At 45.6% G+C, this 24,397-nt stretch carries 19 protein-coding genes, 4 tRNA genes and 3 rRNA genes; 25 read left to right on the forward strand and 1 reads right to left on the reverse strand.

Annotated features, from left to right (window positions below; genetic code table 11):
- Positions 1–95: 95 nt before the first annotated feature.
- From purB to WSWS_RS01870, 22 genes are all read left to right on the forward strand, one after another.
- Positions 96–1,394, forward strand: coding sequence for an adenylosuccinate lyase (gene purB, locus WSWS_RS01765; RefSeq protein ID WP_070230802.1), 1,299 nt, complete (start codon positions 96–98; stop codon positions 1,392–1,394).
- A 253-nt stretch (positions 1,395–1,647) separates the two neighbouring features.
- Positions 1,648–2,088 carry a 3-hydroxyacyl-ACP dehydratase FabZ gene (fabZ, locus tag WSWS_RS01770; protein ID WP_070229650.1) on the forward strand — a complete coding sequence of 147 codons (441 nt, stop codon included), beginning with the start codon at positions 1,648–1,650 and terminating at the stop codon, positions 2,086–2,088.
- 19 nt (positions 2,089–2,107) lie between these two features.
- On the forward strand, positions 2,108–2,575 hold the full coding sequence (locus WSWS_RS01775) for a MarR family winged helix-turn-helix transcriptional regulator (protein WP_070230803.1): 468 nt from the start codon (positions 2,108–2,110) through the stop codon (positions 2,573–2,575).
- A 36-nt stretch (positions 2,576–2,611) separates the two neighbouring features.
- On the forward strand, positions 2,612–3,580 hold the full coding sequence (locus WSWS_RS01780; protein WP_070229651.1) for a beta-ketoacyl-ACP synthase III: 969 nt from the start codon (positions 2,612–2,614) through the stop codon (positions 3,578–3,580).
- Between the two features lie 64 nt (positions 3,581–3,644).
- Entirely contained in the window at positions 3,645–3,884 is a 240-nt protein-coding gene (locus WSWS_RS01785) for an acyl carrier protein (protein ID WP_070229652.1), read from the forward strand.
- A gap of 53 nt (positions 3,885–3,937) precedes the next feature.
- Complete coding sequence (locus WSWS_RS01790; protein WP_070229653.1) at positions 3,938–4,900, forward strand: nitronate monooxygenase; 963 nt, start codon at positions 3,938–3,940, stop codon at positions 4,898–4,900.
- Between the two features lie 9 nt (positions 4,901–4,909).
- Positions 4,910–5,839, forward strand: coding sequence for an ACP S-malonyltransferase (locus WSWS_RS01795; protein ID WP_070229654.1), 930 nt, complete (start codon positions 4,910–4,912; stop codon positions 5,837–5,839).
- 1 nt (position 5,840) lies between these two features.
- The gene (fabG, locus tag WSWS_RS01800; RefSeq protein WP_070229655.1) at positions 5,841–6,566 is read left to right on the forward strand and encodes a 3-oxoacyl-ACP reductase FabG; all 726 of its coding nucleotides are present in this window, start codon (positions 5,841–5,843) and stop codon (positions 6,564–6,566) included.
- 166 nt (positions 6,567–6,732) lie between these two features.
- Positions 6,733–7,968: a beta-ketoacyl-ACP synthase II gene (fabF, locus tag WSWS_RS01805; protein WP_070229656.1), complete on the forward strand. Its 1,236-nt coding sequence runs from the start codon at positions 6,733–6,735 to the stop codon at positions 7,966–7,968.
- On the forward strand, positions 7,968–8,435 hold the full coding sequence (gene accB, locus WSWS_RS01810; RefSeq protein ID WP_070229657.1) for an acetyl-CoA carboxylase biotin carboxyl carrier protein: 468 nt from the start codon (positions 7,968–7,970) through the stop codon (positions 8,433–8,435). The genes fabF and accB overlap by 1 nt, the downstream gene beginning before the upstream one ends.
- Before the next feature lie 146 nt (positions 8,436–8,581).
- Entirely contained in the window at positions 8,582–9,013 is a 432-nt protein-coding gene (gene fabZ / locus WSWS_RS01815; protein ID WP_070229658.1) for a 3-hydroxyacyl-ACP dehydratase FabZ, read from the forward strand.
- On the forward strand, positions 9,014–10,417 hold the full coding sequence (accC, locus tag WSWS_RS01820; RefSeq protein ID WP_070229659.1) for an acetyl-CoA carboxylase biotin carboxylase subunit: 1,404 nt from the start codon (positions 9,014–9,016) through the stop codon (positions 10,415–10,417). It begins immediately after the preceding gene.
- The gene (accD, locus tag WSWS_RS01825; RefSeq protein WP_070229660.1) at positions 10,401–11,243 is read left to right on the forward strand and encodes an acetyl-CoA carboxylase, carboxyltransferase subunit beta; all 843 of its coding nucleotides are present in this window, start codon (positions 10,401–10,403) and stop codon (positions 11,241–11,243) included. Before accC ends, accD begins: the two co-directional genes overlap by 17 nt.
- Positions 11,243–12,025, forward strand: a complete 783-nt coding sequence (gene accA, locus WSWS_RS01830; protein ID WP_070229661.1) for a carboxyltransferase subunit alpha — start codon at positions 11,243–11,245, stop codon at positions 12,023–12,025. Before accD ends, accA begins: the two co-directional genes overlap by 1 nt.
- Before the next feature lie 378 nt (positions 12,026–12,403).
- Positions 12,404–13,980, forward strand: a 16S ribosomal RNA gene (locus WSWS_RS01835).
- An 80-nt stretch (positions 13,981–14,060) separates the two neighbouring features.
- Positions 14,061–14,133 (forward strand) — tRNA-Ala (locus WSWS_RS01840).
- Between the two features lie 213 nt (positions 14,134–14,346).
- Positions 14,347–17,263, forward strand: a 23S ribosomal RNA gene (locus tag WSWS_RS01845).
- Between the two features lie 93 nt (positions 17,264–17,356).
- Positions 17,357–17,473: ribosomal RNA gene (rrf, locus tag WSWS_RS01850) — 5S ribosomal RNA — on the forward strand.
- The 16S, 23S and 5S rRNA genes sit together here with 4 tRNA genes alongside, the layout of an rRNA operon.
- 6 nt (positions 17,474–17,479) lie before the next feature.
- A tRNA-Val gene (locus WSWS_RS01855) sits at positions 17,480–17,552 on the forward strand.
- A gap of 21 nt (positions 17,553–17,573) precedes the next feature.
- Positions 17,574–17,657: transfer RNA gene (locus WSWS_RS01860), tRNA-Leu, on the forward strand.
- Positions 17,658–17,708: 51 nt separating this feature from the next.
- Positions 17,709–17,782, forward strand: a tRNA-Pro gene (locus tag WSWS_RS01865).
- A 120-nt stretch (positions 17,783–17,902) separates the two neighbouring features.
- A complete protein-coding gene (locus tag WSWS_RS01870; RefSeq protein WP_070229662.1) occupies positions 17,903–18,211 on the forward strand; it encodes a hypothetical protein in 309 nt (102 codons plus the stop codon).
- 105 nt (positions 18,212–18,316) lie between these two features.
- Here WSWS_RS01870 and WSWS_RS01875 read toward each other — a convergent pair whose 3' ends face one another.
- Entirely contained in the window at positions 18,317–21,073 is a 2,757-nt protein-coding gene (locus WSWS_RS01875) for a YfhO family protein (protein WP_070229663.1), read from the reverse strand.
- 494 nt (positions 21,074–21,567) lie between these two features.
- Between WSWS_RS01875 and WSWS_RS01880 the strand changes: the two genes are divergently transcribed.
- The 3 genes from WSWS_RS01880 to WSWS_RS01890 are packed head-to-tail and all read left to right on the forward strand — an operon-like array spanning position 21,568 to position 24,331.
- Positions 21,568–22,530, forward strand: coding sequence for a mannose/fructose/sorbose PTS transporter subunit IIA (locus tag WSWS_RS01880; protein ID WP_070229664.1), 963 nt, complete (start codon positions 21,568–21,570; stop codon positions 22,528–22,530).
- Positions 22,531–22,590: 60 nt separating this feature from the next.
- Positions 22,591–23,400, forward strand: a complete 810-nt coding sequence (locus tag WSWS_RS01885; RefSeq protein ID WP_070229665.1) for a PTS mannose/fructose/sorbose transporter subunit IIC — start codon at positions 22,591–22,593, stop codon at positions 23,398–23,400.
- Positions 23,401–23,416: 16 nt separating this feature from the next.
- The gene (locus WSWS_RS01890) at positions 23,417–24,331 is read left to right on the forward strand and encodes a PTS system mannose/fructose/sorbose family transporter subunit IID (RefSeq protein WP_070229666.1); all 915 of its coding nucleotides are present in this window, start codon (positions 23,417–23,419) and stop codon (positions 24,329–24,331) included.
- Positions 24,332–24,397 lie beyond the last annotated feature (66 nt).

Here is a 24,397-nt window from a genome sequence, read left to right on the forward strand (position 1 = left end):
TAAAGCGTTTCCTTTTTTTTATACGCATTTTAGGGTAAACTAGAGATAACGTCATGGATGTTATTAAGAATGTCCGTAATCAGAAAGGATCAATCATGATTGAACGTTATACGCGCCCCGAGATGGCACAAATTTGGTCAATGGAAAATCAATACCAGGCTTGGTTAGATGTTGAAATTGCGGTTACCGAAGGTTGGGTTAAAGAGGGGCTGGTTCCCGAAGCTGACCTGCAGGCCATTAAAGAGAAGGCATCATTTTCTGTTGAACGGATTGCCGAAATTGAAGAAGTTACGCACCATGATATCGTGGCATTTACACGTAATGTTTCAGAATCCTTGGGTGACGAGCGTAAGTGGATACACTATGGTCTGACTAGTACCGATGTGGTGGATACTGCACAAGCTTTACGCTTACGAGATGCAAACAATATTATCAAAGCTGATTTAGTCGCTTACCGTGACGCTTTGAAGGCAATGGCTTTGAAGTACAAAGATACAGTGATGATGGGACGGACGCATGGTGTCCACGCTGAACCGACCACGTTTGGCCTGGTCTTTGCACGTTACTACCAAGCAGCGGTCCGTGATATTGAACGCTTTGAACGGGTTGCAAAGGCGATGGCAACGGGTAAGTTATCTGGTTCCGTGGGGACTTTTGCCAATGTCCCACCACGAGTTGAAGAAGCTGCCATGGCTAGTTTGGGGTTAGAACCACAACCCATTGGTTCCCAGGTATTGCCACGTGATTTGCATGCTGATTATCTGTCAACCATCGCATTGATTGGCGCGACTTTAGAAGAAGTGGCCGTCGAAATTCGTGGTTTGCAACGTTCAGAAATTCATGAAGTTGAGGAAGGTTTCGCCAAGGGACAAAAGGGTTCTTCATCGATGCCCCACAAACGTAACCCCATTGGTTCTGAAAACGTTGTGGGCTTGACGCGCGTGTTACGTGGTTATGCAGTGACCGGACTAGAAAATGTGCCACTGTGGCATGAACGGGATATTTCACATTCATCAGCTGAGCGCATGATTTTGCCAGATGCGACTGCGACCCTGGATTATATCTTGCATCGCTTGACGGGAATTATCACTCACTTGGGTGTCTTTCCGGAGACCATGAAACAAAATATGACGCGTACCTATGGCTTGATTTACTCACAACGCTTGATGTATGCGTTGATGGATGGAGCTGGCTGGTCACGTGAACAAGCATATGACACTGTGCAACCTCTGACAGCACGTTCATGGGATGAACAATTACAGTTCCGTGATTTGGTTGATGCGGAAGCAAAAATTACTGATGTCTTAACTAAGCAACAGATTGATGATGCCTTTGATTATCACTGGCATTTACGGCATGTGGATGATATTTACAAGCGGATCGGCTTAGCCTAGTTTATATAGAAGAAAACAAAAAGCATGCTCATTGTGCGGCGTGCTTTTTTGTGTCGTCATGAGAATGTAATATTTCATGATGTGCTGCAACCACAGCCCCATTGTTACGTCTGTCACAGGTAACGAAATGATTGCAAGGGTGGCTGGCTGAAGGGCATTTGTTGTTTGAAACGTTGACAAGATACTTCGAACGATTTAATATACACTTATCGAATATTTCGATAATCGAAATACTTTTGAAAGGAGGTTACACATGACAGTTCTTTCAACTACAGAAATTATGGCATTGATTCCAAATCGTTATCCCATCCTTTACATGGATAAGGTGATTGATATGGTGCCAGGTGAGTCAATCACAGCTGTGAAAAATGTGACGATTAATGAACAATTCTTCCAAGGTCATTTTCCGGGCAATCCGGTGATGCCAGGTGTCTTGATTATTGAGTCACTGGCCCAAGCGGCATCAATTTTGATTTTGTCTTCACCCCAATTTAAGGGTAAGACAGCTTACATGACTGGTATTGATAACGCGAAGTTCCGTACCATGGTACGCCCAGGCGATGTGCTTGAATTGCATGTTACTTTTGGTAATTTGCGCGAGAACATGGGGACAGTAAATGTCGAGGCACGTGTCGATGGTAAGGTGGCTACAAAGGCAGAATTGATGTTCGTTGTTTCACCAGATGAGAAGTAGAACAGTCATGAAAACAATGATGAAGAATGAAAATAATCCGATTTTTGAACGAACTAATATTGCATTGGTCGATGTATTCAATAATGTGATGTGGGTGGAAGAAGCGTACCTACAAAGTTCTGATTTTCGGGATATCACGATTAAAGATATGCATACAATCGCTGCGATTCCCTTACACGGAGCGCGAACCGCTACAGAATTAGCGGGTATGGTCCACTTAACACCAAGTGCGATGACGAGTGCGATTGATAAGTTAGTTCGTAAAGGTTATGTTGAACGTGAACGGGATGAAACGGATCGTCGGATGGTTTATATCAAATTGACCCATCGAGGCAAAGTTGTTTCTCGTGCCCATGAAGCTTTTCATCGTAGCATTACACACGCTCTGTTTGATACATTAGACGAAGTTGGCGCTGTCCAAGTTGAGCAAGTTGTTCTTCAATTACAAGATTATTTACATCAAATCAAAGTGCGTGCGGATGAGTAATCTGTGGCAATTCATGATTGTAATCGGAGAGGTAGAATGGAACAACTAAAAATTATCAGCGCCATGAAATATGTCCCTGAGCGGGTGGTGACCAATGATGAGTTGGCAACCATGATGGATACCAATGATGAGTGGATTTTTTCACGAACAGGGATTCATCGTAGGCATGTTGTTACGGATGAAAACACGAGTGATTTAGCAATTATGGTCGCCAAGCGTTTGCTTGAGCAAACACACATAGCTGCGGAATCCTTGGATTTTATTATCGTAGGTACGATGTCACCGGATACATTGTCGCCGAGCGTGGCTGCACGCGTACAAGGTGCCATCGGGGCAACTAATGCGTTTGCAACTGATCTTAATGCCGCTTGTACCGGTTTGGTCTACAGCATGAGTTTCGCAAGTGCCTTGTTAGCAACGCGCTATCAACGCGGTATGGTCATCGGTGCAGAAGTATTAAGTAAGTTACTTGACTGGCAAGATCGTACGGTGTCAGTGTTGTTTGGGGATGGCGCCGCTGGTGTCATCGTTGAACGCACGACGGAAGCAATCGGGTATCTTGGTGAATCATTGCGGACCTATGGTGCCCAAGGAGATGCCTTGACGGCAGGTGCGTTTGCCAATACTAATTTAACGGGCGAAATTACGCCAGCTGACCCCTATTTCCATATGGATGGTCGAGCGGTCTATAATTTTGCGACCCGTGAAGTCCCAGTTGTTTTGAACGAAGCAATGGAGCAGAGTGGGGTGACCGCTGATGAGGTGGACTTGTTCCTCTTACATCAGGCGAATTCACGCATTATCGATTCGATTGCCAAGCGTATGAAGCAACCTATTGAAAAATTCCCAATGAATATGGTCGAATATGGCAACACGAGTGCAGCATCAATCGGGCTTCTCTTAGCAGAGCTATGGGAAGCAGGCCGTATTCAACCAGGTATGAAGATTGCAATCGCCGGCTTTGGCGGTGGTCTAACGGCTGGTGCCAGTGTGCTGCAATTCTAAGATGTTGTTAAACACATTAACTAAATTGATAAACACATAACAAGGAAAAATAGAGGAAAAAAACATGACTAACGCAGAAATTTTTAACAAGTTGCAAGCAATTTTGATGGATCAATTTGATTTGGAAGCCACTGAAGTTGAATTGAAGACTAACTTATCAGATGACATCGATGCTGATTCATTGGACCTATTCGAAGTGTTGAACCGGGTTGAAGACGAATTTGATATCAAGTTGGATGTTGCTGACAATATCGCAACGGTACAAGATTTAGTGACTAAGATTGACGAGCAAGTTAACGCGTAATTAACTCGTTAACCGCTCATTTTGAGTTGTTTAAGAGAGGAGATACGCGAGAGATGGCAGTAAATATTAGCAACCCGTTGTTTGAAAAATTGGGCATGAAGTATCCAATTATTCAAGGCGGTATGGCTTGGGCTGGTACGGGACACTTAGCTGGATCAGTTTCTGAAGCCGGTGGTCTAGGGATCATTGGCACGGGCTACTGGCACGCTGAGCAAGTTCGTGCCGAAATTCATCGGGCCCGTGAAGTGACGGATAAGCCTTTTGGCGTCAATGTGATGCTGATGTCACGGCACATTCGTGAAGTTTTTGATGTCATTATCGAAGAAGGCATTAAAGTTGTGGCAACTGGTGCTGGTGATCCATCACCTTTCCTTGAGGAATTGCACCAACATGACATTATCGTAATTCCCGTGGTTCCTTCGGTCGCCATGGCTCGCATGATGGAGAAAAAAGGAGTCGATGCGGTCGTCGCTGAAGGGATGGAGTCTGGTGGTCACATTGGTATGTTGACGACGATGACACTTGTACCACAGGTAGTTGACGCCGTGTCCATTCCAGTGATTGCCGCCGGTGGTATGGCTGATGGTCGCGGAGTCGCGGCCGCCTATATGCTTGGTGCCAGTGGTGTCCAAATGGGTACCCGGTTCTTGGCGTCTGAAGAATCAGAAATTCACCAAAATTTCAAAGACGCTGTCATTAAGGCAAAGGACGTTGATACTTTAGTGACCGGTGAACTGATTGGGAATCGGGCCCGGGTTTTGAAGACTAAAATGTCAAAGGCTTTTGTTAAGCAAGAACGTGAATTGGTTATGCAACCTGTCATGGATGCAGATGCACGGGAAAAGCTTGAAAATGGGTCATTGCGTAACGCAGTGATCGATGGTGACAAGGAAAACGGTGCCTTCATGGCTGGTCAAATTTCAGGTTTAGTGCATGAAATTAAGCCAGTGGCACAAATTCTGGATGATATCTGGACAGAGGCTTATGAGCTGCTAGATAGTGGTATCCAGAAGTAAGGGGACAACATGAAAATTGGAATTTTAATGAGTGGTCAGGGTGCTCAATCAGTTGGTATGGGTCAAGATTTGTATGAACAAGTACCGGCCTATCGTGAAACAATTGATCAAGCTAGTGCAGTGCTTGGCTATGATTTAATGACCGAAGTCATTCAAAATGATGCAAAGTTGCAACAAACGCGGTTTGCGCAACCAGCCATCTTTGCCATGAGTATGGGCATTCACCGTGCGTTAGCTGACAAGCTGGGCGACGTTAATAGTTACCTAGGGTTGAGTTTGGGTGAGTATTCAGCACTGACAGCTGCGGGCGCCTTTGATTTTGAGCAAGCCGTCGCACTTTTGAAAGATCGTGGTGCATACATGCAAACTGCCGGGGACCAAAATCCAGGGAAAATGGTAGCGGTGATGCATGATGATCAGGGACTAGTCGCAGAAGTACTTGCATCTTTGCGTGCCCAAGGTAAACGTGTTTATCCGGCAAATTATAATACATTTGCCCAACTTGTCATTGGTGGTATCGCAGCCGATGTTGATGAAGCGGTTGCAAAGTTGACTGAGGCGGGTGTAACACGCATGATTCCACTACCAGTATCGGGTGCCTTCCATACACCGCTTTTGGATCAAGCAGCGGTTTCATTACAGGCACGGTTGGCCGACGAACCAATTGGTACTTTACAAAAGACGGTTTATTCAAATACAACTGGTCAGGCATTTACAGATGTGAAGGCAACTTTGGGTGAACAAATTACGCATCCTACGTATTTTGCGCAGGCTTTACAAGGCATGCTCAATGACGGGGTTGATGTTTTGATCGAATTTGGTCCAAGCAACACGTTGATTAAATTTTCAAAGAAAATTGGTGGTAAGGACATCAAACGTTACAACGTTTCTGATGTCGCCTCATATGTAGCTGTTTTGAACATGTTGAAGGGAGAATAGCATGGATTTAATCGGGAAAGTCGTTTTAGTGACCGGATCGGTTCGTGGCATTGGCTTAGCAATCGCCAAAGCCTTTGACGCAGCTGGCGCTCGTGTGATTTTGCATAGCCGTAAAGGTGCTTCACCAGAATTATTAGCGGAGTTCTCAGAAGGAACGCTATCAATCGCAGCTGATGTTGCAGATGCTGCGGCAGTGAATACTGCTTTAGAAGAAGTCTATGAACAGGTTGAGCAGATTGATGTATTGGTTAACAATGCCGGTATTACCAAGGATACTTTGGCGGTACGTATGAGCACGGCTGATTTTGCTGAAGTCGTGAACACAAATCTGATTGGCACGTTCAATGTCACCCAACCGGTGTTTACCAAGATGTTGAAGGCGAAGAAAGGGGGTGCCATCATTAATATGGCCTCCGTCGTTGGTTTGATGGGTAATGCTGGTCAAGCAAACTACGCTGCCTCGAAGGCGGGTGTGGTTGGCTTAACCAAGTCATTAGCGAAAGAAGGCGCCAAACGTCACGTGCGGGTTAACGCCATCGCACCAGGTATGATTACTTCTGATATGACCGCTGTTTTGTCAGAGAAGCAAACAGAAGCCATTCTAAGCAACACCCCACTGGGCCGTTTTGGCGAACCAGCTGAAATTGCACAAACTGCCTTGTTTTTGGTACAAAATGAGTACATTACTGGCCAAACAATCACGGTTGATGGTGGTCTTTATATCTAGGCCTGACATGATTTACATGACGTAATTGACAATATTTCACGCGAGTACGAAACGGTTACACATTTATTTTTATATTTAGCATTTATTCCGTTTGGTGATTTTTCATCAGTGTAACCAATTCAAAAAACGTGTACAGCCAATTTGCTGAAAAGAAATGGAGAATTTTATGACACGAGTAGTCATTACAGGAATGGGCGCAATTACCCCCGTTGGTAACAACGTTAACGAATTTTTGGATGGTATTTATAACGGCCAAGTGGGCTTAGGACCAATCACACACTTCGATGCCACTGAAACAGGTATCTCTGTTGCCGGTGAAGTTAAGAACTATGATCCAGCAGAACGTGTTGGTAAGCGTGAAGCTCGTAAGATGGACTTATTTTCTCAATACGGGGTCCACGCGGCTAGTGAAGCCTTAGAAAATGCTGGCTTGGCTGTTGGCTTCCCAAACCCTGAGCGGGTGGGTGTCGTGCTTGGTAACGGTATTGGTGGTTTGACGACAATCCAAGACAACGTTATCAAAATGAATGAAAAAGGTCCTCGTCGGGTGAGTCCACTCTTCGTGCCAAATGGTATTCCCAATATGGCTTCAGGTAATATTTCATTACGTTTTGGAGCCCGGGGCATTAACTACACGATTTCAACTGCCTGTGCCTCAGCGACGAACGCTATTGGTGAAGCCTACCTCCGGATTAAGGCTGGGATGGCTGATATCATGATTAGCGGTGGTGCAGAAGCCACCGTCAATGCCATTGGAATTTCAGGATTCGCTGCTTTAACGGCCTTATCAACTGAATCTGATCCATTGAAGGCTTCAACGCCGTTTGACGTGAATCGCCATGGTTTTGTCATGGGTGAAGGTGCCGGTGTTTTGATCCTGGAATCACTTGAAAGTGCTCAAGCCCGGGGTGCCGAGATTTTAGCTGAAGTCGTTGGTTATGGTGCTAATTCAGACGCCTACCATTTGACTAGTCCAACGCCTGACGGTAGCGGCCCTGCTGGTTCAATGAAGTTGGCGCTAGCTGATGCTGGTTTGCAACCAAGTGACATTGATTATGTCAACGCCCATGGTACTGCAACTGGAGCAAATGATGCTGCCGAAGCCAAGGCCTTGGAGTTGGTCTTTGGCAAGCAGGGTGTCTTGGCGTCTTCAACCAAAGGGATGACTGGTCACCTGTTAGGTGCCGCGGGTGCGATCGAAGCGATCGCCTCGATTGGAGCATTTACACGGGGACAAGTACCTGTTAATGTTGGTATGACGGAGCAAGATCCTGCAACTGAAGGTGTATTATTGGTTAATGATGATAACAAATACATTAATGCCGAATATGTGCTTTCAGCTAATTATGGCTTTGGTGGTCACAATGCTGCCGTTGTCTTTAAGAAGTGGAGCAATGATTAATGGGATTAAGTTATGACGAAGTTCGCGCTTTAATGGATGAATTAGAAAACTCATCCATTCGTGAATTTGAGATTTCAGAAGAAAATTTTCACTTGCGTATGAGCAAGAATGAAGCCGCACCGGTTATTGCAGCAGCACCAGCTCTTGCAAATAATAACGGTGCTGGTAACAACGCGGCTGCAGTTGAAGAAGCAGCTGTCAATCCGCTAGATAAGGTCGCCAAGCCAGGAGTGGCCATCAAAGCCCCTTTGGTTGGTACCGTTTATCTTAAGCCCAAGCCAGATGCAGCCCCATTCAAAAAGGTTGGGGATACGGTCACTGTCGGCGAACAAGTGGCCATCATCGAAGCAATGAAGCTGATGACACCAGTCAAGAGTGAAGTTGCCGGCAAAATCGTCAAAATATTAGTCGAGGACGAACAAGTGGTTGATTTTGATAAGCCACTTTACATCGTTGAAGAGGGCTAGCCGATTCTTGAGGCGGAACAAGAACCTTAAAATCGGATTGGTTTTAGGGTTCTTTTCTTATAGAAATAATTAGGCGTCTAGTAGGTGTGCGCTTGTTTGCAAACAAGGGGGCACGTCTGATTTTGCAGGATATAAGGGGACATAAAATGTCATTACTAAACACAACTGAAATTATGGAAATCTTGCCACACCGTTACCCAATGTTAATGTTGGATACAGTGGAGGAGTTAGAGCCAGGCGTGCGCGCAGTGGCGAAAAAGAATATTACGATTAATGAAGAAATCTTCCAGGGCCACTTTCCCGGTGACCCAACTTTTCCCGGTGCTTTGACAATTGAAGCCCTAGCCCAAACTGGGGCGGTTGCCTTATTGACACTGCCTGAATTTAAGGGCAAGACGGCCTATTTTGGTGGAATTAAGAAAGCCCGTTACCGTAAAATGATTCGTCCAGGCGACACCTTGACACTTGAAGTAACATTAGATAAGTTACGTGGCGCAATCGGTTCAGGAAAGGGTGTTGTTTACGTTGATGGTAAGAAAGCTACCACTGCGGAACTAACATTTATTATTGGTGACTAAATGTTTAAAAAAGTATTAGTAGCAAATCGTGGTGAAATCGCGGTCCGTATTATCCGAACATTAAGGGAAATGGGGATCAAGTCAGTGGCTGTTTATTCAACTGCTGATAAGGATAGCTTGCATGTGAAGTTAGCTGATGAAGCCATTGCGATCGGTGGACCGCGGTCAAAAGATAGTTATTTAAATATGAAGAATATCTTGAGTGCGGCATTGTTAACTGGCTCAGAAGCAATCCACCCGGGTTACGGTTTTTTGGCCGAAAACGAATTATTTGTCGAAATGGTTGAAGCCGTTGGTATCAAGTGGATTGGCCCAAGCCCTAAGGTCATCGAGTTAATGGGTAATAAAGCCAATGCGCGTGAATCGATGCGTCAGGCGGGGGTGCCGGTTATTCCGGGGTCAGACGGGTTTATTATGAATCCAGATGAAGCCAAGGCGATTGGTGATCGTATCGGGTACCCCTTGTTGATTAAAGCGGCTGCCGGTGGTGGTGGTAAAGGGATGCGTTTTGTCTACACTGAAGCTGAATTAGTTGACAAATTTGCGGATGCCCAAAATGAAGCCCGGGCGTCATTTGGGGATGATCATATGTATATCGAAAAGGTGATGGAACACGTCCGTCACATCGAGATGCAGGTAATCCGTGATCAAGCGGGACATGTGGTCTATTTTCCCGAGCGTAATTGTTCATTGCAACGTAACAACCAAAAGGTGCTTGAAGAATCACCAGCTTTGGGGGTGACGCAGACGATGCGCGATGGTCTCGGCGAAGTTGCTAAGCGAGCCGTTGAAGCAATTGATTATGAAAATACGGGAACACTAGAATTTTTGCAAGACTACGATGGTAATTTCTATTTCATGGAAATGAATACGCGAATTCAGGTTGAACATCCTGTGACTGAAATGGTAACCGGGTTAGACTTGATTAAGTTGCAGATTCAGGTCGCTGCTGGTGAAGATTTGCCGGTTAAACAAGCTGACGTGAAGGTCAACGGATTTTCAATGGAAGTGCGATTGAATGCTGAAGCGCCAGAACGTAACTTTGCTCCTTCAGCTGGTCAAATTGATTTTGTCTTTTTGCCCACTGGTGGTCCAGGTATTCGCATCGACAGTGGTATCTATCAAGGAGCCAAGGTCGCACCGTTCTACGATTCAATGATTGCTAAGTTATTAGTCCATGCTGATTCACGCGCGGAAGTTTTGGCTAAGATGGAACGGATTCTCGATGAGATGGTAATTAATGGTGTTGATACCAATGCGCACTTTCAAGCAGCCTTATTGCAGGATTCTGCAGTGATGCGGGGTGAGTTTGATACACAATACCTAGAAAAAGAATTTTTGCCACGTTGGCAAAAGAAGCTACCGTTGGCTGAGTTAGGAGGCGGAGATGGATTTATTCAATAAGGACCCTAAACCAGCTCCCACCATTATGCGTGATCGCTCAATTAATGATCGCATACCAGATGGTTTGTTTTTAGCCTGTCCATATTGTGGTGCGCAGAGTTACTCCAAACAGTTAGGTCCATTCCGGGTTTGTCAGAATTGTGGTTATGGTTTTCGCTTGCAAGCGCATGAACGGGTCGACTTGTTGACTGATAGCTTTGATGAAACGAATGCGGATTTGAAGTTAGGTGCAGTGACTTTTCCTGGCTATCAAGAAAAATTGGATCGTGCGCGTCAACAAACTGATTTGCAAGATTCCATCTTAACGGGAATTGCGACCATTGGTGAATACCGGTTTGCCTTGGGCGTGATGGACTCATATTTCATCATGGGTTCATTGGGTACTATTACTGGTGAAAAAATCACACTGATGTTTGAACAAGCAACACGTGACCGGTTACCAGTAGTCTTGTTTACTGCGTCTGGTGGTGCCCGGATGCAAGAAGGTATTAATTCTTTGATGCAGATGGCAAAAGTATCAGCTGCGGTTGCTGAACACAGTGAAGCAGGGTTACTTTTCATTGTGGTCTTAACTGATCCAACGACTGGTGGCGTATCTGCGTCATTCGCCAATCAAGGTGATATCACTTTGGCAGAGCCACATGCTTTGATTGGGTTTGCTGGTAAGCGGGTGATCGAACAAACGATTCATGAGAAGTTACCAGACGATTTTCAACGCGCCGAAACGGTACTTGAACATGGGTTTATTGATGCCATTATTGATCGGCGTGCGTTGAAGGAGACTTTGGCACAGCTGATTGGATTACATGCTCAGGAGGTGCGCTAATGGCTCTATTTAAGCGTGAAATGACCGCAGCACAGGTCGTCAAAAAATCACGTGAAGACCGTTTTGATGCTAATGAGATCATTAATGGCGTTTTCACTGACTTCTTTGAACAACATGGTGATCGTTACTACGGTGATGATGAGGCGATCATTGGTGGGGTTGCCCGTTTGAACGGCCAACCGGTGACGGTCATTGCAATCAATAAGGGACGCACACTGGATGAAAAGCTAACCACACGTAATGGCTCACCACAACCTTGGGGCTATCGCAAGGCACAGCGTTTGATGGCTCAGGCGGAAAAGTTTGGTCGGCCAGTTATTACTTTTATCAACACCCCTGGTGCCTTTCCGGGTAAGACGGCTGAAGATCTTGGACAAGGTGAAGCGATTGCCAAGAGTATTTTGCAAAGTATTTCCTTAAAGGTACCCATGATTGCGATTATCTATGGTGAAGGTGGTTCAGGTGGTGCATTGGCTTTGGCTGCTGCTGATAAAGTTTGGATGTTTCAGCATGCGACTTATTCTGTTTTGTCACCCGAGGGTTTTGCGGCCATTCTTTGGAAGGATGCTAAGCGGGCTGACGAAGCAGCTGAATTACTTGGTTTGACACCAAAGATTTTATTAGACAAGCAGATCATCGATGCGATTATACCCGAAAGTGGTAATCATCGACGTGTTTTTGATGTCTTGCGTGCTCGGTTAGTTGCTCAATTAGACGAGTTAGCAGAGCTCACGCCTGATGAAATTGTGGCGCAAAGACGGGCCCGTTTCCGTGCTTTTTAAGCTAGATGTATTCGCACAGGTCTCTCGTAACTGAGGGGCCTGTTTTTTTGACACCATTAAAATTTAAAGAAAAAGTAAAGGAGGGTTGTGTTCAATATCGGCTCGCGGTATTATATACAAGTTGTTTCAAACGAACGACGACTTATCAAAAATTAAATTCGAAAAGGTGTTGACAAAATAGCTTAACGTGCGTAATATAGATTAAGTTGTCAGCGAGACAATGTAGGACATTGAAAACTGAATAACGTTTCGATGATCAAATGTGTAGGGTCTTCAAATTTTAGAATTTGAAGCAAAAAACATTTGCGAAGTCAATTCGCTAGTAAATTCGTTTAACATTGGTTAAACACAACAAAGATTGAGTTATACTCAAGCTTTCAAATTGAGAGTTTGATCCTGGCTCAGGATGAACGCTGGCGGCGTGCCTAATACATGCAAGTCGAACGCCTTGTGGTTTTAATGAATAGCGTGCTTGCACAATATGATTTAAAACAATGCAAGGAGTGGCGAACGGGTGAGTAACACGTGGGAAACCTACCTCTTAGCAGGGGATAACATTTGGAAACAGATGCTAATACCGTATAATACTAAAAACCGCATGGTTTTTATTTGAAAGATGGTTCTGCTATCACTAAGAGATGGTCCCGCGGTGCATTAGTTAGATGGTGAGGTAATGGCTCACCATGACGATGATGCATAGCCGAGTTGAGAGACTGATCGGCCACAATGGGACTGAGACACGGCCCATACTCCTACGGGAGGCAGCAGTAGGGAATCTTCCACAATGGGCGCAAGCCTGATGGAGCAACGCCGCGTGTGTGATGAAGGGTTTCGGCTCGTAAAGCACTGTTGTAAGAGAAGAATGTACTTGAGAGTAACTGTTCAAGTAGTGACGGTATCTTACCAGAAAGGGACGGCTAAATACGTGCCAGCAGCCGCGGTAATACGTATGTCCCAAGCGTTATCCGGATTTATTGGGCGTAAAGCGAGCGCAGACGGTTATTTAAGTCTGAAGTGAAAGCCCTCAGCTCAACTGAGGAATTGCTTTGGAAACTGGATGACTTGAGTGCAGTAGAGGAAAGTGGAACTCCATGTGTAGCGGTGAAATGCGTAGATATATGGAAGAACACCAGTGGCGAAGGCGGCTTTCTGGACTGTAACTGACGTTGAGGCTCGAAAGTGTGGGTAGCAAACAGGATTAGATACCCTGGTAGTCCACACCGTAAACGATGAGTGCTAGCTGTTCGAGGGTTTCCGCCCTTGAGTGGCGTAGCTAACGCATTAAGCACTCCGCCTGGGGAGTACGACCGCAAGGTTGAAACTCAAAGGAATTGACGGGGACCCGCACAAGCGGTGGAGCATGTGGTTTAATTCGAAGCAACGCGAAGAACCTTACCAGGTCTTGACATCCTTTGACCACTCCAGAGATGGAGCTTTCCCTTCGGGGACAAAGTGACAGGTGGTGCATGGTTGTCGTCAGCTCGTGTCGTGAGATGTTGGGTTAAGTCCCGCAACGAGCGCAACCCTTATTGTTAGTTGCCAGCATTCAGTTGGGCACTCTAGCGAGACTGCCGGTGACAAACCGGAGGAAGGCGGGGATGACGTCAAATCATCATGCCCCTTATGACCTGGGCTACACACGTGCTACAATGGCATATACAACGAGTCGCCAACCCGCGAGGGTGCGCTAATCTCTTAAAGTATGTCTCAGTTCGGACTGTAGGCTGCAACTCGCCTACACGAAGTCGGAATCGCTAGTAATCGCGGATCAGCACGCCGCGGTGAATACGTTCCCGGGTCTTGTACACACCGCCCGTCACACCATGAGAGTTTGTAACACCCAAAGTCGGTGGGGTAACCTTTATAGGAGCCAGCCGCCTAAGGTGGGACAGATGATTAGGGTGAAGTCGTAACAAGGTAGCCGTAGGAGAACCTGCGGCTGGATCACCTCCTTTCTAAGGAAAATCGGAAACCTACACAGCGTTGAAACGTTATTCAGTTTTGAGTGTCTTACACTCACAATATATTATCCCATGGGGAATTAGCTCAGCTGGGAGAGCACCTGCTTTGCAAGCAGGGGGTCATCGGTTCGATCCCGATATTCTCCATTGGCCCACGTGAGTGGACCACTTATTAGTTCTTTGAAAACTGAATCATATTAATGTAAATTTTTAAATTTCAATTTAAATTAAATTGAACCGAGAAATACACCGCGTTATTTTTTTTGAGTTTTAAAACAAGTTCATTACTTTAATTAGTAATAATCGCAAGTGACCTTTATGGTCACATACTCGAACTTGAATCATCAGCGTAAGCTGATAGGTTAAGTTATTAAGGGCGCATGGTGGATGCCTTGGCACTAGGAGCCGATGAAGGACGGGACTAACACCGATATGCCTCGGGGAGCTGTAAGTAAGCTTTGATCCGGGGATTTCCGAATGGGGGAACCCAACTTGTTATGCAAGTTATCAGCAGTTGAATACATAGGCTGTTTGAAGGTAGACGTTGTGAACTGAAACATCTCATTAGCAACAGGAGTAGAAAGAAAAATCGATTCCCTGAGTAGCGGCGAGCGAAACGGGAAGAGCCCAAACCAAGATGCTTGCATCTTGGGGTTGTAGGACTGTCGTTGTGGAGTTACAAAATGGTTTGTTAGTTGAAGTGGTTGGGAAGCCACGCGAAACAGGGTGATAGCCCCGTAAACGAAAGCAAGCCATCTCCCGTACAGGATCCTGAGTACGGCCGGACACGTGAAATCCGGTCGGAATCTGGGAGGACCATCTCCCAAGGCTAAATACTACCTAGTGACCGATAGTGAACCAGTACCGTGAGGGAAAGGTGAAAAGCACCCCGGAAGGGGAGTGAAAAAGTTCCTGAAACCATGTGCCTACAAGAAGTTAGAGCCCGTTAATGGGTGATAGCGTGCCTTTTGTAGAATGAACCGGCGAGTTACGATCCCATGCGAGGTTAAGGTGGAAAGACCGGAGCCGAAGCGAAAGCGAGTCTGAAATAGGCGAGATAGTATGTGGTTGTAGACCCGAAACCAGGTGACCTACCCATGTCCAGGGTGAAGGTGTGGTAAGACGCACTGGAGGCCCGAACCTGTGCATGTTGAAAAATGCTAGGATGAGGTGTGGGTAGCGGTGAAATTCCAATCGAACTTGGAGATAGCTGGTTCTCTCCGAAATAGCTTTAGGGCTAGCCTCGGAATGTAGCGTCTTGGAGGTAGAGCACTGTTTTGGTGCGGGGCCCATCTCGGGTTACCAAATTAAGATAAACTCCGAATGCCAATGACGTATGTCCGGGAGTCAGACAGTGAGTGATAAGATCCATTGTCGAAAGGGGAACAGCCCAGACCGCCAGTTAAGGTCCCTAAATGTGTGTTAAGTGGAAAAGGATGTGGAGTTGCACAGACAACTAGGATGTTGGCTCAGAAGCAGCCATCATTTAAAGAGTGCGTAATAGCTCACTAGTCGAGTGATTCTGCGCCGAAAATGTACCGGGGCTAAACACACTACCGAAACTGCGGGTGCCACGTAAGTGGCGCGATAGGAGAGCGTTGTAAGGGCGATGAAGTCAGACCGTGAGGACTGGTGGAGCGCTTACAAGTGAGAATGCCGGTATGAGTAGCGAAAGACAGGTGAGAATCCTGTCCACCGTATGACTAAGGTTTCCTGGGGAAGGCTCGTCCTCCCAGGGTTAGTCGGGACCTAAGGCGAGGCCGAGAGGCGTAGTCGATGGATAACAGGTTGAGATTCCTGTACCAGGTGAATATGTTTGAACGATGGAGGGACGCAGAAGGCTAACAGAACCCAGCGGCTGGAAATGCTGGGCTAAATCATAAGTCTTGGAAGTAGTTAAATGCTTATTCCTCATAGGACAAGTGATGATGGGGACCGAAATAAAGTAGGGAAGTCTGTGATGTCACGCTGCCAAGAAAAGCTTCTAGTTAGTATTTACCTGCCCGTACCGCAAACCGACACAGGTAGTCGAGGAGAGCATCCTAAGGTGTGCGAGTGAACTCTCGTTAAGGAACTCGGCAAAATGACCCCGTAACTTCGGGAGAAGGGGTGCTCAGCGCAAGCTGAGCCGCAGTGAATAGGCCCAGGCGACTGTTTATCAAAAACACAGGTTTCTGCAAAATCGTAAGATGACGTATAGGGGCTGACGCCTGCCCGGTGCTGGAAGGTTAAAAGGAGTGCTTAGCTTCGGCGAAGGTACGAATTGAAGCCCCAGTAAACGGCGGCCGTAACTATAACGGTCCTAAGGTAGCGAAATTCCTTGTCGGGTAAGTTCCGACCCGCACGAAAGGCGTAACGATCTGGGCACTGTCTCAACGAGAGACTCGGTGAAATTTAAATACCCGTGAAGATGCGGGTTACCCGCGACAGGACGGAAAGACCCCATGGAGCTTTACTGTAGCTTGATATTGAGTGCTTGTGCAGCTTGTACAGGATAGGTAGGAGCCGTAGAAGTCGGAACGCTAGTTTCGATGGAGGCAATGGTGGGATACTACCCTCGTTGTATGATCACTCTAACTCACACCACTCAGCGTGGTGGAAGACAGTGTCTGGCAGGCAGTTTGACTGGGGCGGTCGCCTCCTAAAAAGTAACGGAGGCGCTCAAAGGTTCGCTCAGAATGGTTGGAAATCATTCGCAGAGTGTAAAGGCACAAGCGAGCTTGACTGTGAGACTTACCAGTCGAGCAGGTACGAAAGTAGGACTTAGTGATCCGGTGGTTCCGCATGGAAGGGCCATCGCTCAACGGACAAAAGCTACCCTGGGGATAACAGGCTCATCTCCCCCAAGAGTCCACATCGACGGGGAGGTTTGGCACCTCGATGTCGGCTCATCGCATCCTGGGGCTGTAGTCGGTCCCAAGGGTTGGGCTGTTCGCCCATTAAAGCGGTACGCGAGCTGGGTTCAGAACGTCGTGAGACAGTTCGGTCCCTATCCGTCGCGGGCGTAGGAAATTTGAGAGGAGCTGCCCTTAGTACGAGAGGACCGGGGTGGACGTACCTCTGGTGTATCAGTTGTTCCGCCAGGAGCATCGCTGAGTAGCTATGTACGGATGAGATAAACGCTGAAAGCATCTAAGTGTGAAACTCGCCTCGAGATGAGATTTCCCATTCAGAAATGAAGTAAGACCCCTTATAGATGATGAGGTAGATAGGCTAGAAGTGGAAGTGCTGCGAAGCATGGAGCGGACTAGTACTAATGGTTCGAGGACTTAACCAAGTAGTAACAGATAACGTGGTTTCAAAGTTCAATGTAATTTACAGAGATATGATTCAGTTTTGAGAGAACTAAACTCTCACTAATTAAATACCGTGTCGTGATGATGGCACTGAGGTCACACCTGTTCCCATACCGAACACAGCAGTTAAGCTCAGTAGCGCCGAAAGTAGTTGGAGGATCGCTTCCTGCGAGGATAGGACGTCGCGATGCATTTATGGACGTTTAGCTCAGCTGGGAGAGCACCTGCCTTACAAGCAGGGGGTCACAGGTTCGATCCCTGTAACGTCCATTTCATATTGATTAATATGATGCCGTTGTGGCGGAATTGGCAGACGCGCGGGACTCAAAATCCCGTTCCCGCAAGGGAGTGTGGGTTCGACCCCCACCGACGGCATTGCAAACATGAAGCTCAATTTTGAGCTTTTTGTTTTGTAAATTAAATTTTCGGGACGTAGCTCAGCTTGGTAGAGCACCTGGTTTGGGACCAGGGGGTCGCAGGTTCGAATCCTGTCGTCCCGATATATGGAAGATGTAGCTTAATTGTTACATCTTTTTTTATTGGAAAAAACTACGCTGAGTTGCTAGTTTGATGTGAGTTCTGATCGTAATTCAAGTATAATAGTCCTAGAGGGGTATGTCATGAAAAATAAATATGAACAGATTTCTGGTGAAACATTTGTGGACTTAATTAATAATTTAGGGGTGAGTCCATTAGTGGGTGAAAAAACATTTAATATTCAACCAGGTTTTGAAGTTCGTGATGCATCAGGGACAACTTACACCCTGCCATACTGGGATGTAATTCGTCGCGCTGATGATACATATTGGTCACCGCTTGATGACGAAGCGCGTAAGACAGTTTATAACGTCACTGATTTTCAAGTTTTTTCAAAGAGCACCAATGAATGGTTACCGATGGTTGCATGGTTTGAGCTGGCAGAGATGTAGCGACTGACATCTTTTTTCATTAAGCCCACAAATTGATAACGACACATCGTAAAATAAACAACGGCCAAGTAGCTATACTACTTGGCCGTTGTTCATTTTACGATATTAATGCTTGTGCTGTGACTTGTATTGCCAAAATATGAAACTAATCAGGATGACTGCACCGATGACAGCGCTCCATAGGCCTAAATAGACATTCGGTGATGTGTAGGTGACCTTAATCTGATTGGTACCGCGATGCAATTTAATACCCAAGAAACCATCATCGATCTCAACTAATTGATTGGTTTTAGAGTGCCAACCGTGGTTGTAGGGAATTGAGCTTGCTAAAATACGTGACTTTTTAACCGTGACGTTACCAGTGATGGCATCCTTTTTAAGCTGCACTGATTTTGGCGCAGTCGCGATGGCGGTTTGAGCAACTTTATCAAAACTAGCGCCAACTGGAATAGCCTGGACAGAAATATCAAACGAATATGTCCCAGGTTGACTAAAGTTCAGTGCGACCAGGTCGGCCAGCTTAATTGTTTGGGCCGTCCCTAAATTAATGGTCAGGTGATCACGTTTTTGATAAAAGGATAAATTACTTTGACTCGTTTGGGTCACCGTATTTTCATTAGTTCCATAGGTTGTTGTCATTGTATAACCAGTATTTTGATCAAAAGCGTTGACCGCATGTTGTTTAAGCCAGGTATACGTATACGCATGTGGATTGAACTGATTATTAACGGTGCTTTGCGGATTGGCTAAGGTTTGGTTTTGCGTGAAGCGATAATCAGCCAGCGCTTGTTGCTTTTGTCGTCTGAATGAATAGGGCACGTACTTGATATTGGTTAGTTCTAAATGTAACTCAGTCTGTTTTTGAGCCTTGGCCAACTTAATATAGAAACCATCGGGTAAGGTTGAGGCATGCGTGGCATACCGATAATGAATTTTGTCTTGCCACTTGCCGGTACTGTCAGTAGCCACTGCGACGGCACTCACCTGTTTGGCGAATGCCGAACGTTGCTTTGAAGGCTTACTGGTAACCACACTATCGGCCAACGTTGCTTCACGTTGCGTGGCTGATAACTTACGGTAATTAGCCAGCGAAACCTGATACTTAGGTAAGGTGAACAAGGGGTAACTGTTGGCCGAGACATAACTCGTATAGTTTGCGATGTTTAGGCCATTTTTGTTGATGTACGAAGCCGGTTGTGGCGCCCCAAGGGTATCAATCCGTGTCTTGATACCTAGCACATTTGAAAGGACATTACGATTGTCAAGGGTGTTAATCGCATCATTAGGGGTGCTAGTTTGCGTGGCTACTAAACGCAGCGCATTCGAAGTGCTCACTGGTTGTAGTGACCAGTAACTGCCAACACTATTTAGTTTGAGCGCATTTGGCAAATTAGAAGAGGCATCATCAGTGTTTAAGTTCGACAATAAATTGCCACTCACGAGCGTCCGCATGGAACGATCAGTGAGGGCGGTGAGCATATGAATTTGCTTAGTGATTGCCTTCAAATTTGCACTACTAATTAATTCTGATTTCGTCGCCTTCAAATCGTTTGCATGCGTATGATTAAACAACACCAATAGGCTGATAACAGATATAACAGACACAATCAGGCGCCGTTGTCGTTCGGATAGCCGCGTTGCCAACAATAAAATGGTTATGAAATATAAACCGTAGATGAGGTTTGAGGAGTTATTCAGTGAGAAGCCATTACCCAAGAGGAGCCCAAGGTAGCCAAATACGCCGATGCCACCAGCCACCAGTAGCGTACGGTTCTGGAGCGCGCTCAATGCATCGAGCATCTTCCCCGTTAATAGTGCCACTGGGAAAATGGCTAGCATCGTCCAGCGATTGGACGGCGCGGAAAAGCCATTAAACACCGCAGCACCCGTTGGTAGTAATAATAGAAGGGTTGGTAACACTAAATGCCACTTGTGCGGCAATTGAGTGACATAATGAACCAGTGCGACGATACTCAGGGCCAGCAAACCACCGTTGAACCAAAATTGCGGTGCGGTGCTGACGTTTATCAGTTGATCGCCGAAAGTTAAGTAATAGGAAATTGGATAAAATAGCAAACCATTGGCGAAAGTGGAGGCCGAGCGGGTTGCTTGAAAGAACTGAGTGATTGTTGGTATCAAAAGGGGTGCACTCAGTAAGGCACCAATGCCAACGCTGAGAATGGTCAGGCCTTGTTGGCGCCATGTTTTGTGCAAATGATTCATGGACAACCAATAAATCAATGCACCGAGACCTAAAATAAACGCAAAATAAAAGTTGTTCCATAGGGTCCACCAGGTCATCAAGATCAGGCCACCATATTTTTTGTGAATCGTTGCTTGGTGAACTGCTAAAATTAACAACGGAAAAATGATGAGTGGATTCAGAAAAAATGAATGCCGAAAAGCTGCAAAGTTCGCATAACCTGAAAATGTGTAGACGAGTGCGCCTAATAGGACACCATGATTTGAAATCGTGATTGGTAATCGCCGGATCACGAAGATAAAGCTTAAACCAGCCAAGATTAAGCGGATGATCACGCTCACCGAATAATAGGTGGCTAATGCGCTTTCCTTAAATAATAAACTTGGATAAGTAAAAATGTCCCCCATCACATAGTAAGCATAGGTTTGAAAATAATCTTGGCCAAACCCCTGGTGGGCTTGCCAAAAATTTGGCCACTGATGGTCAAAGACTAAATGACGGAGAGTCTCATGCCAAGTAATCAAAGCTGGTAAATGTTGCTTCAACCCATCATGTGACCAAATGAGGGTGGTATCTGTCAGCCAGTATGGCAAAAAGATCGCGCCACCGATCACGATGAATAATAATAGATAGTATAGGTATAAATTTCTTTTAAGCATAATTTCCCCGCATCATGGCAATCTCTAAAGATTTACTAGTTTCCATTATAGCAAACTGACATTTTAGCGTGCTAAGCCGGGATAAATTGACGATAAAATTGGGCTTACAGCGCAGAAATCATATTTGTATCAAGCAAAAACAAGGTCAGATCAGGTGCACTTGACTGAAAAATGTAAGTGATCAGCCAGATCGAAATTGGTTTTTCACAGTCGTTTTTTTTCACAGTCGTTTTAAAGAGGCAAAATACCGCAAAGACTTGCTTGATGGATCATTTTTAAAGCTACAAAATCGATCGGATCAGCCCTTTTAACGCCTAATAGTTAACGGGGTGGGCTATAATTAAGCAGAATCCTTTAAGGTGGATGGCGCCGTTTTGTTAAGAAAATGTGACAAAATTCTGGAAGCGTTTACATTTAAAGTAAGAAAGCGTATTATTATTATTGACCACAGATACTCTTGTATAGTGGATGAATGAATTTAAGGAGCGCGACACATGGTTAATTTTATTATTGCCAGTCACGGAGAATTTGCAGCCGGCATTCATATGTCAGGTGGAATGATTTTCGGTGAGCAAGAAAACGTTGAAGTCGTCACTTTCATGCCGAGTGAAGGTCCAGATGATTTGAAGCGTAAATATCAAGAGGCGCTTGCCAAGTTTGGCGAGGATGAACAAGTATTGTTCCTTGTTGATTTATGGGGTGGCTCACCGTTCAACCAAGCAAGTCCATTTGTTGCTGAAAATCCCGATCAAATGGCATTGATCGCCGGATTAAACTTACCTATGTTAGTCGAAGCTTATGGGGCTCGATTCACAATGGACAAAGCTGCAGATATCGCACATTATCTTGTATCAGTTGCTCGTGATGGGGTTCGCACAATCCCTGAAACTGAAGAACCTGAGACAACTGCGACTGCTAACAAGTCATCAATGGCCGGACTCAAAGAAGGTCAGTTGAAGATTAACTTGGTTCGTATCGATTCACGTCTATTGCATGGTCAAGTGGCCACTGCATGGACCCCTGAATCAAAGGCAAACCGTATTATCGTCGTTTCAGACGTCGTTGCTAAGGATGAATTGCGTAAGGGCTTGATTGAACAAGCTGCGCCAAACGGTATCAACGCAAATATCGTACCAATTAGCAAGATGGCTGAAGTGATGAAGGATAACCGTATGGGTGGTGTTGAGGCATTTTTGCTCTTCGAAACTCCTGAAGATGCTTTACGCGCAATTGAAGCTGGCGTTCCTATTAAGGAAATTAATGTTGGTTCAATGGCTCACTCAACGGGTAAGACAATGCTCAACAACGTTTTGTCAGTAGATAAGACAGACGTTGAGACATTTGATAAGTTACGCGAATTGGGCGTATCATTTGACGTTCGTAAGGTGCCAAATGATTCAAACGTCGACTTGTTTAAGTTGATTGATAATAAGCGTAGCGAAATTGAAAGCAAGTAAGTTGCTTTTAGATATTATTTGAAATTATTCATATAATGTGAATTATATAAGGAGAATGACATGTCGGTTATTTCTATGATTTTAGTCGTCATCATCGCTTTCTTCGCAGGTATCGAAGGAATCCTTGATGAATTTGAAATTCACCAACCATTGGTCGCTGTCACATTGATTGGTTTGGTTACTGGTCACTTAGTGCCAGCGTTGATCCTTGGTGGTACATTACAAATGATGGCCTTGGGATGGGCTAATATCGGTGCCGCTGTTGCGCCGGACGTTGCTTTGGCATCTGTTGCCTCAGCAATCATCTTGATTAAGGGTGGTGTCTTTGACTCAGGTCACATCGCCTTAGCTTATGGTTCTGCTATTCCATTGGCTGTTGGTGGATTGTTCTTGACAATGATTGTTCGTACAATCTCTGTTGGGTTGATTCACGGGGCTGATGCCGCCGCCAAGAATGGTGACATCAAGAAGATGGAGTATGTGCATTTGTTTGCTTTGTCATTGCAAGGTTTGCGTATTGCTATTCCAGCTCTTGCATTGTTGTTGGTTCCTTCATCAGTCGTTTCAGACGCTTTGAACGCTGTGCCAACTTGGTTGTCAGATGGTATGACAATCGGTGGTGGAATGGTCGTTGCCGTAGGTTATGCGCTTGTTTTGAACATGATGGCAACACGTGAAGTTTGGCCATTCTTTGCTATCGGATTTGCTTTAGCAGCCGTTAGCCAATTGACATTGATCGCATTAGGTACTATTGGTGTGGCCATTGCCTTGATTTACATTAACTTGTCAAAGCAAGGTGGTAACAACAACGGTGGTAACAATGGCGGTGGTTCAGGTGACCCTGTCGGCGACATCTTGAACGAGTACTAGGAAGGGGCTGAACATAATGGCTGAAGAGAAAATTCGACTTTCAAAGTCTGACCGTCTGTCAGTAGCATGGCGTTCGACATTCTTACAAGCTTCATGGAATTATGAGCGTATGCAAAACTTAGGCTTTGCTTATGCAATGATCCCTGCTTTGAAGAAGCTTTACACAAATAAGGAAGACCGTGCCGCTGCTTTGACGCGCCACATGGAATTCTTTAACACTCACCCATACTTAGCATCACCTATTTTGGGTGTGACTTTGGCACTTGAAGAAGAGCGTGCCAATGGAGCAGCCATCGATGACACCGCCGTACAAGGTGTTAAGATCGGTATGATGGGACCACTTGCTGGTATCGGAGATCCTGTCTTCTGGTTTACCGTACGTCCAATTTTGGGTGCCTTGGGTGCCTCATTGGCTAGTGCTGGTAACATCATGGGGCCAATTATTTTCTTCGTTGCCTGGAACCTCATCCGTTGGGGCTTCATGTGGTATACTCAAGAATTTGGTTACCGCGCCGGATCAGAAATCACAAAGGACTTGTCTGGTGGTTTGTTGAAGGATGTTACTAAGGGTGCTTCGATCCTTGGAATGTTCATCCTGGCCGTTCTGGTTGAGCGATGGGTTTCGATTAAGTTTGCTGTTGAATTGCCAGCTAAGAAATTGGCTGAAGGAGCTTACATCCAATTCCCAACTGGTGAAGTTACCGGTGGTAAGCTACAAGAAATTCTGAGCCAACAAGCATCAGGATTGAGCTTGACTAAGGAAGCTGCAAACTCATTGCAATCAAACATTGATTCATTGATACCTGGTTTGATGGGATTGTTGTTGACATTATTCATGATGTACTTATTGAAGAAGAAGATTTCTCCAATCTACTTGATTGTCGGTTTGTTCGTACTTGGTGTCGTTGCCCACGTACTTGGCATTTTGTAAGATTTGGATTTTAGAAAGTCTGTCCGCTTGGCGGAGAGACTTTCTAATACATATAGAGATAATTGG

This window comes from Weissella soli, from assembly GCF_001761545.1.
In the GTDB taxonomy this organism is placed as follows: domain Bacteria; phylum Bacillota; class Bacilli; order Lactobacillales; family Lactobacillaceae; genus Weissella; species Weissella soli.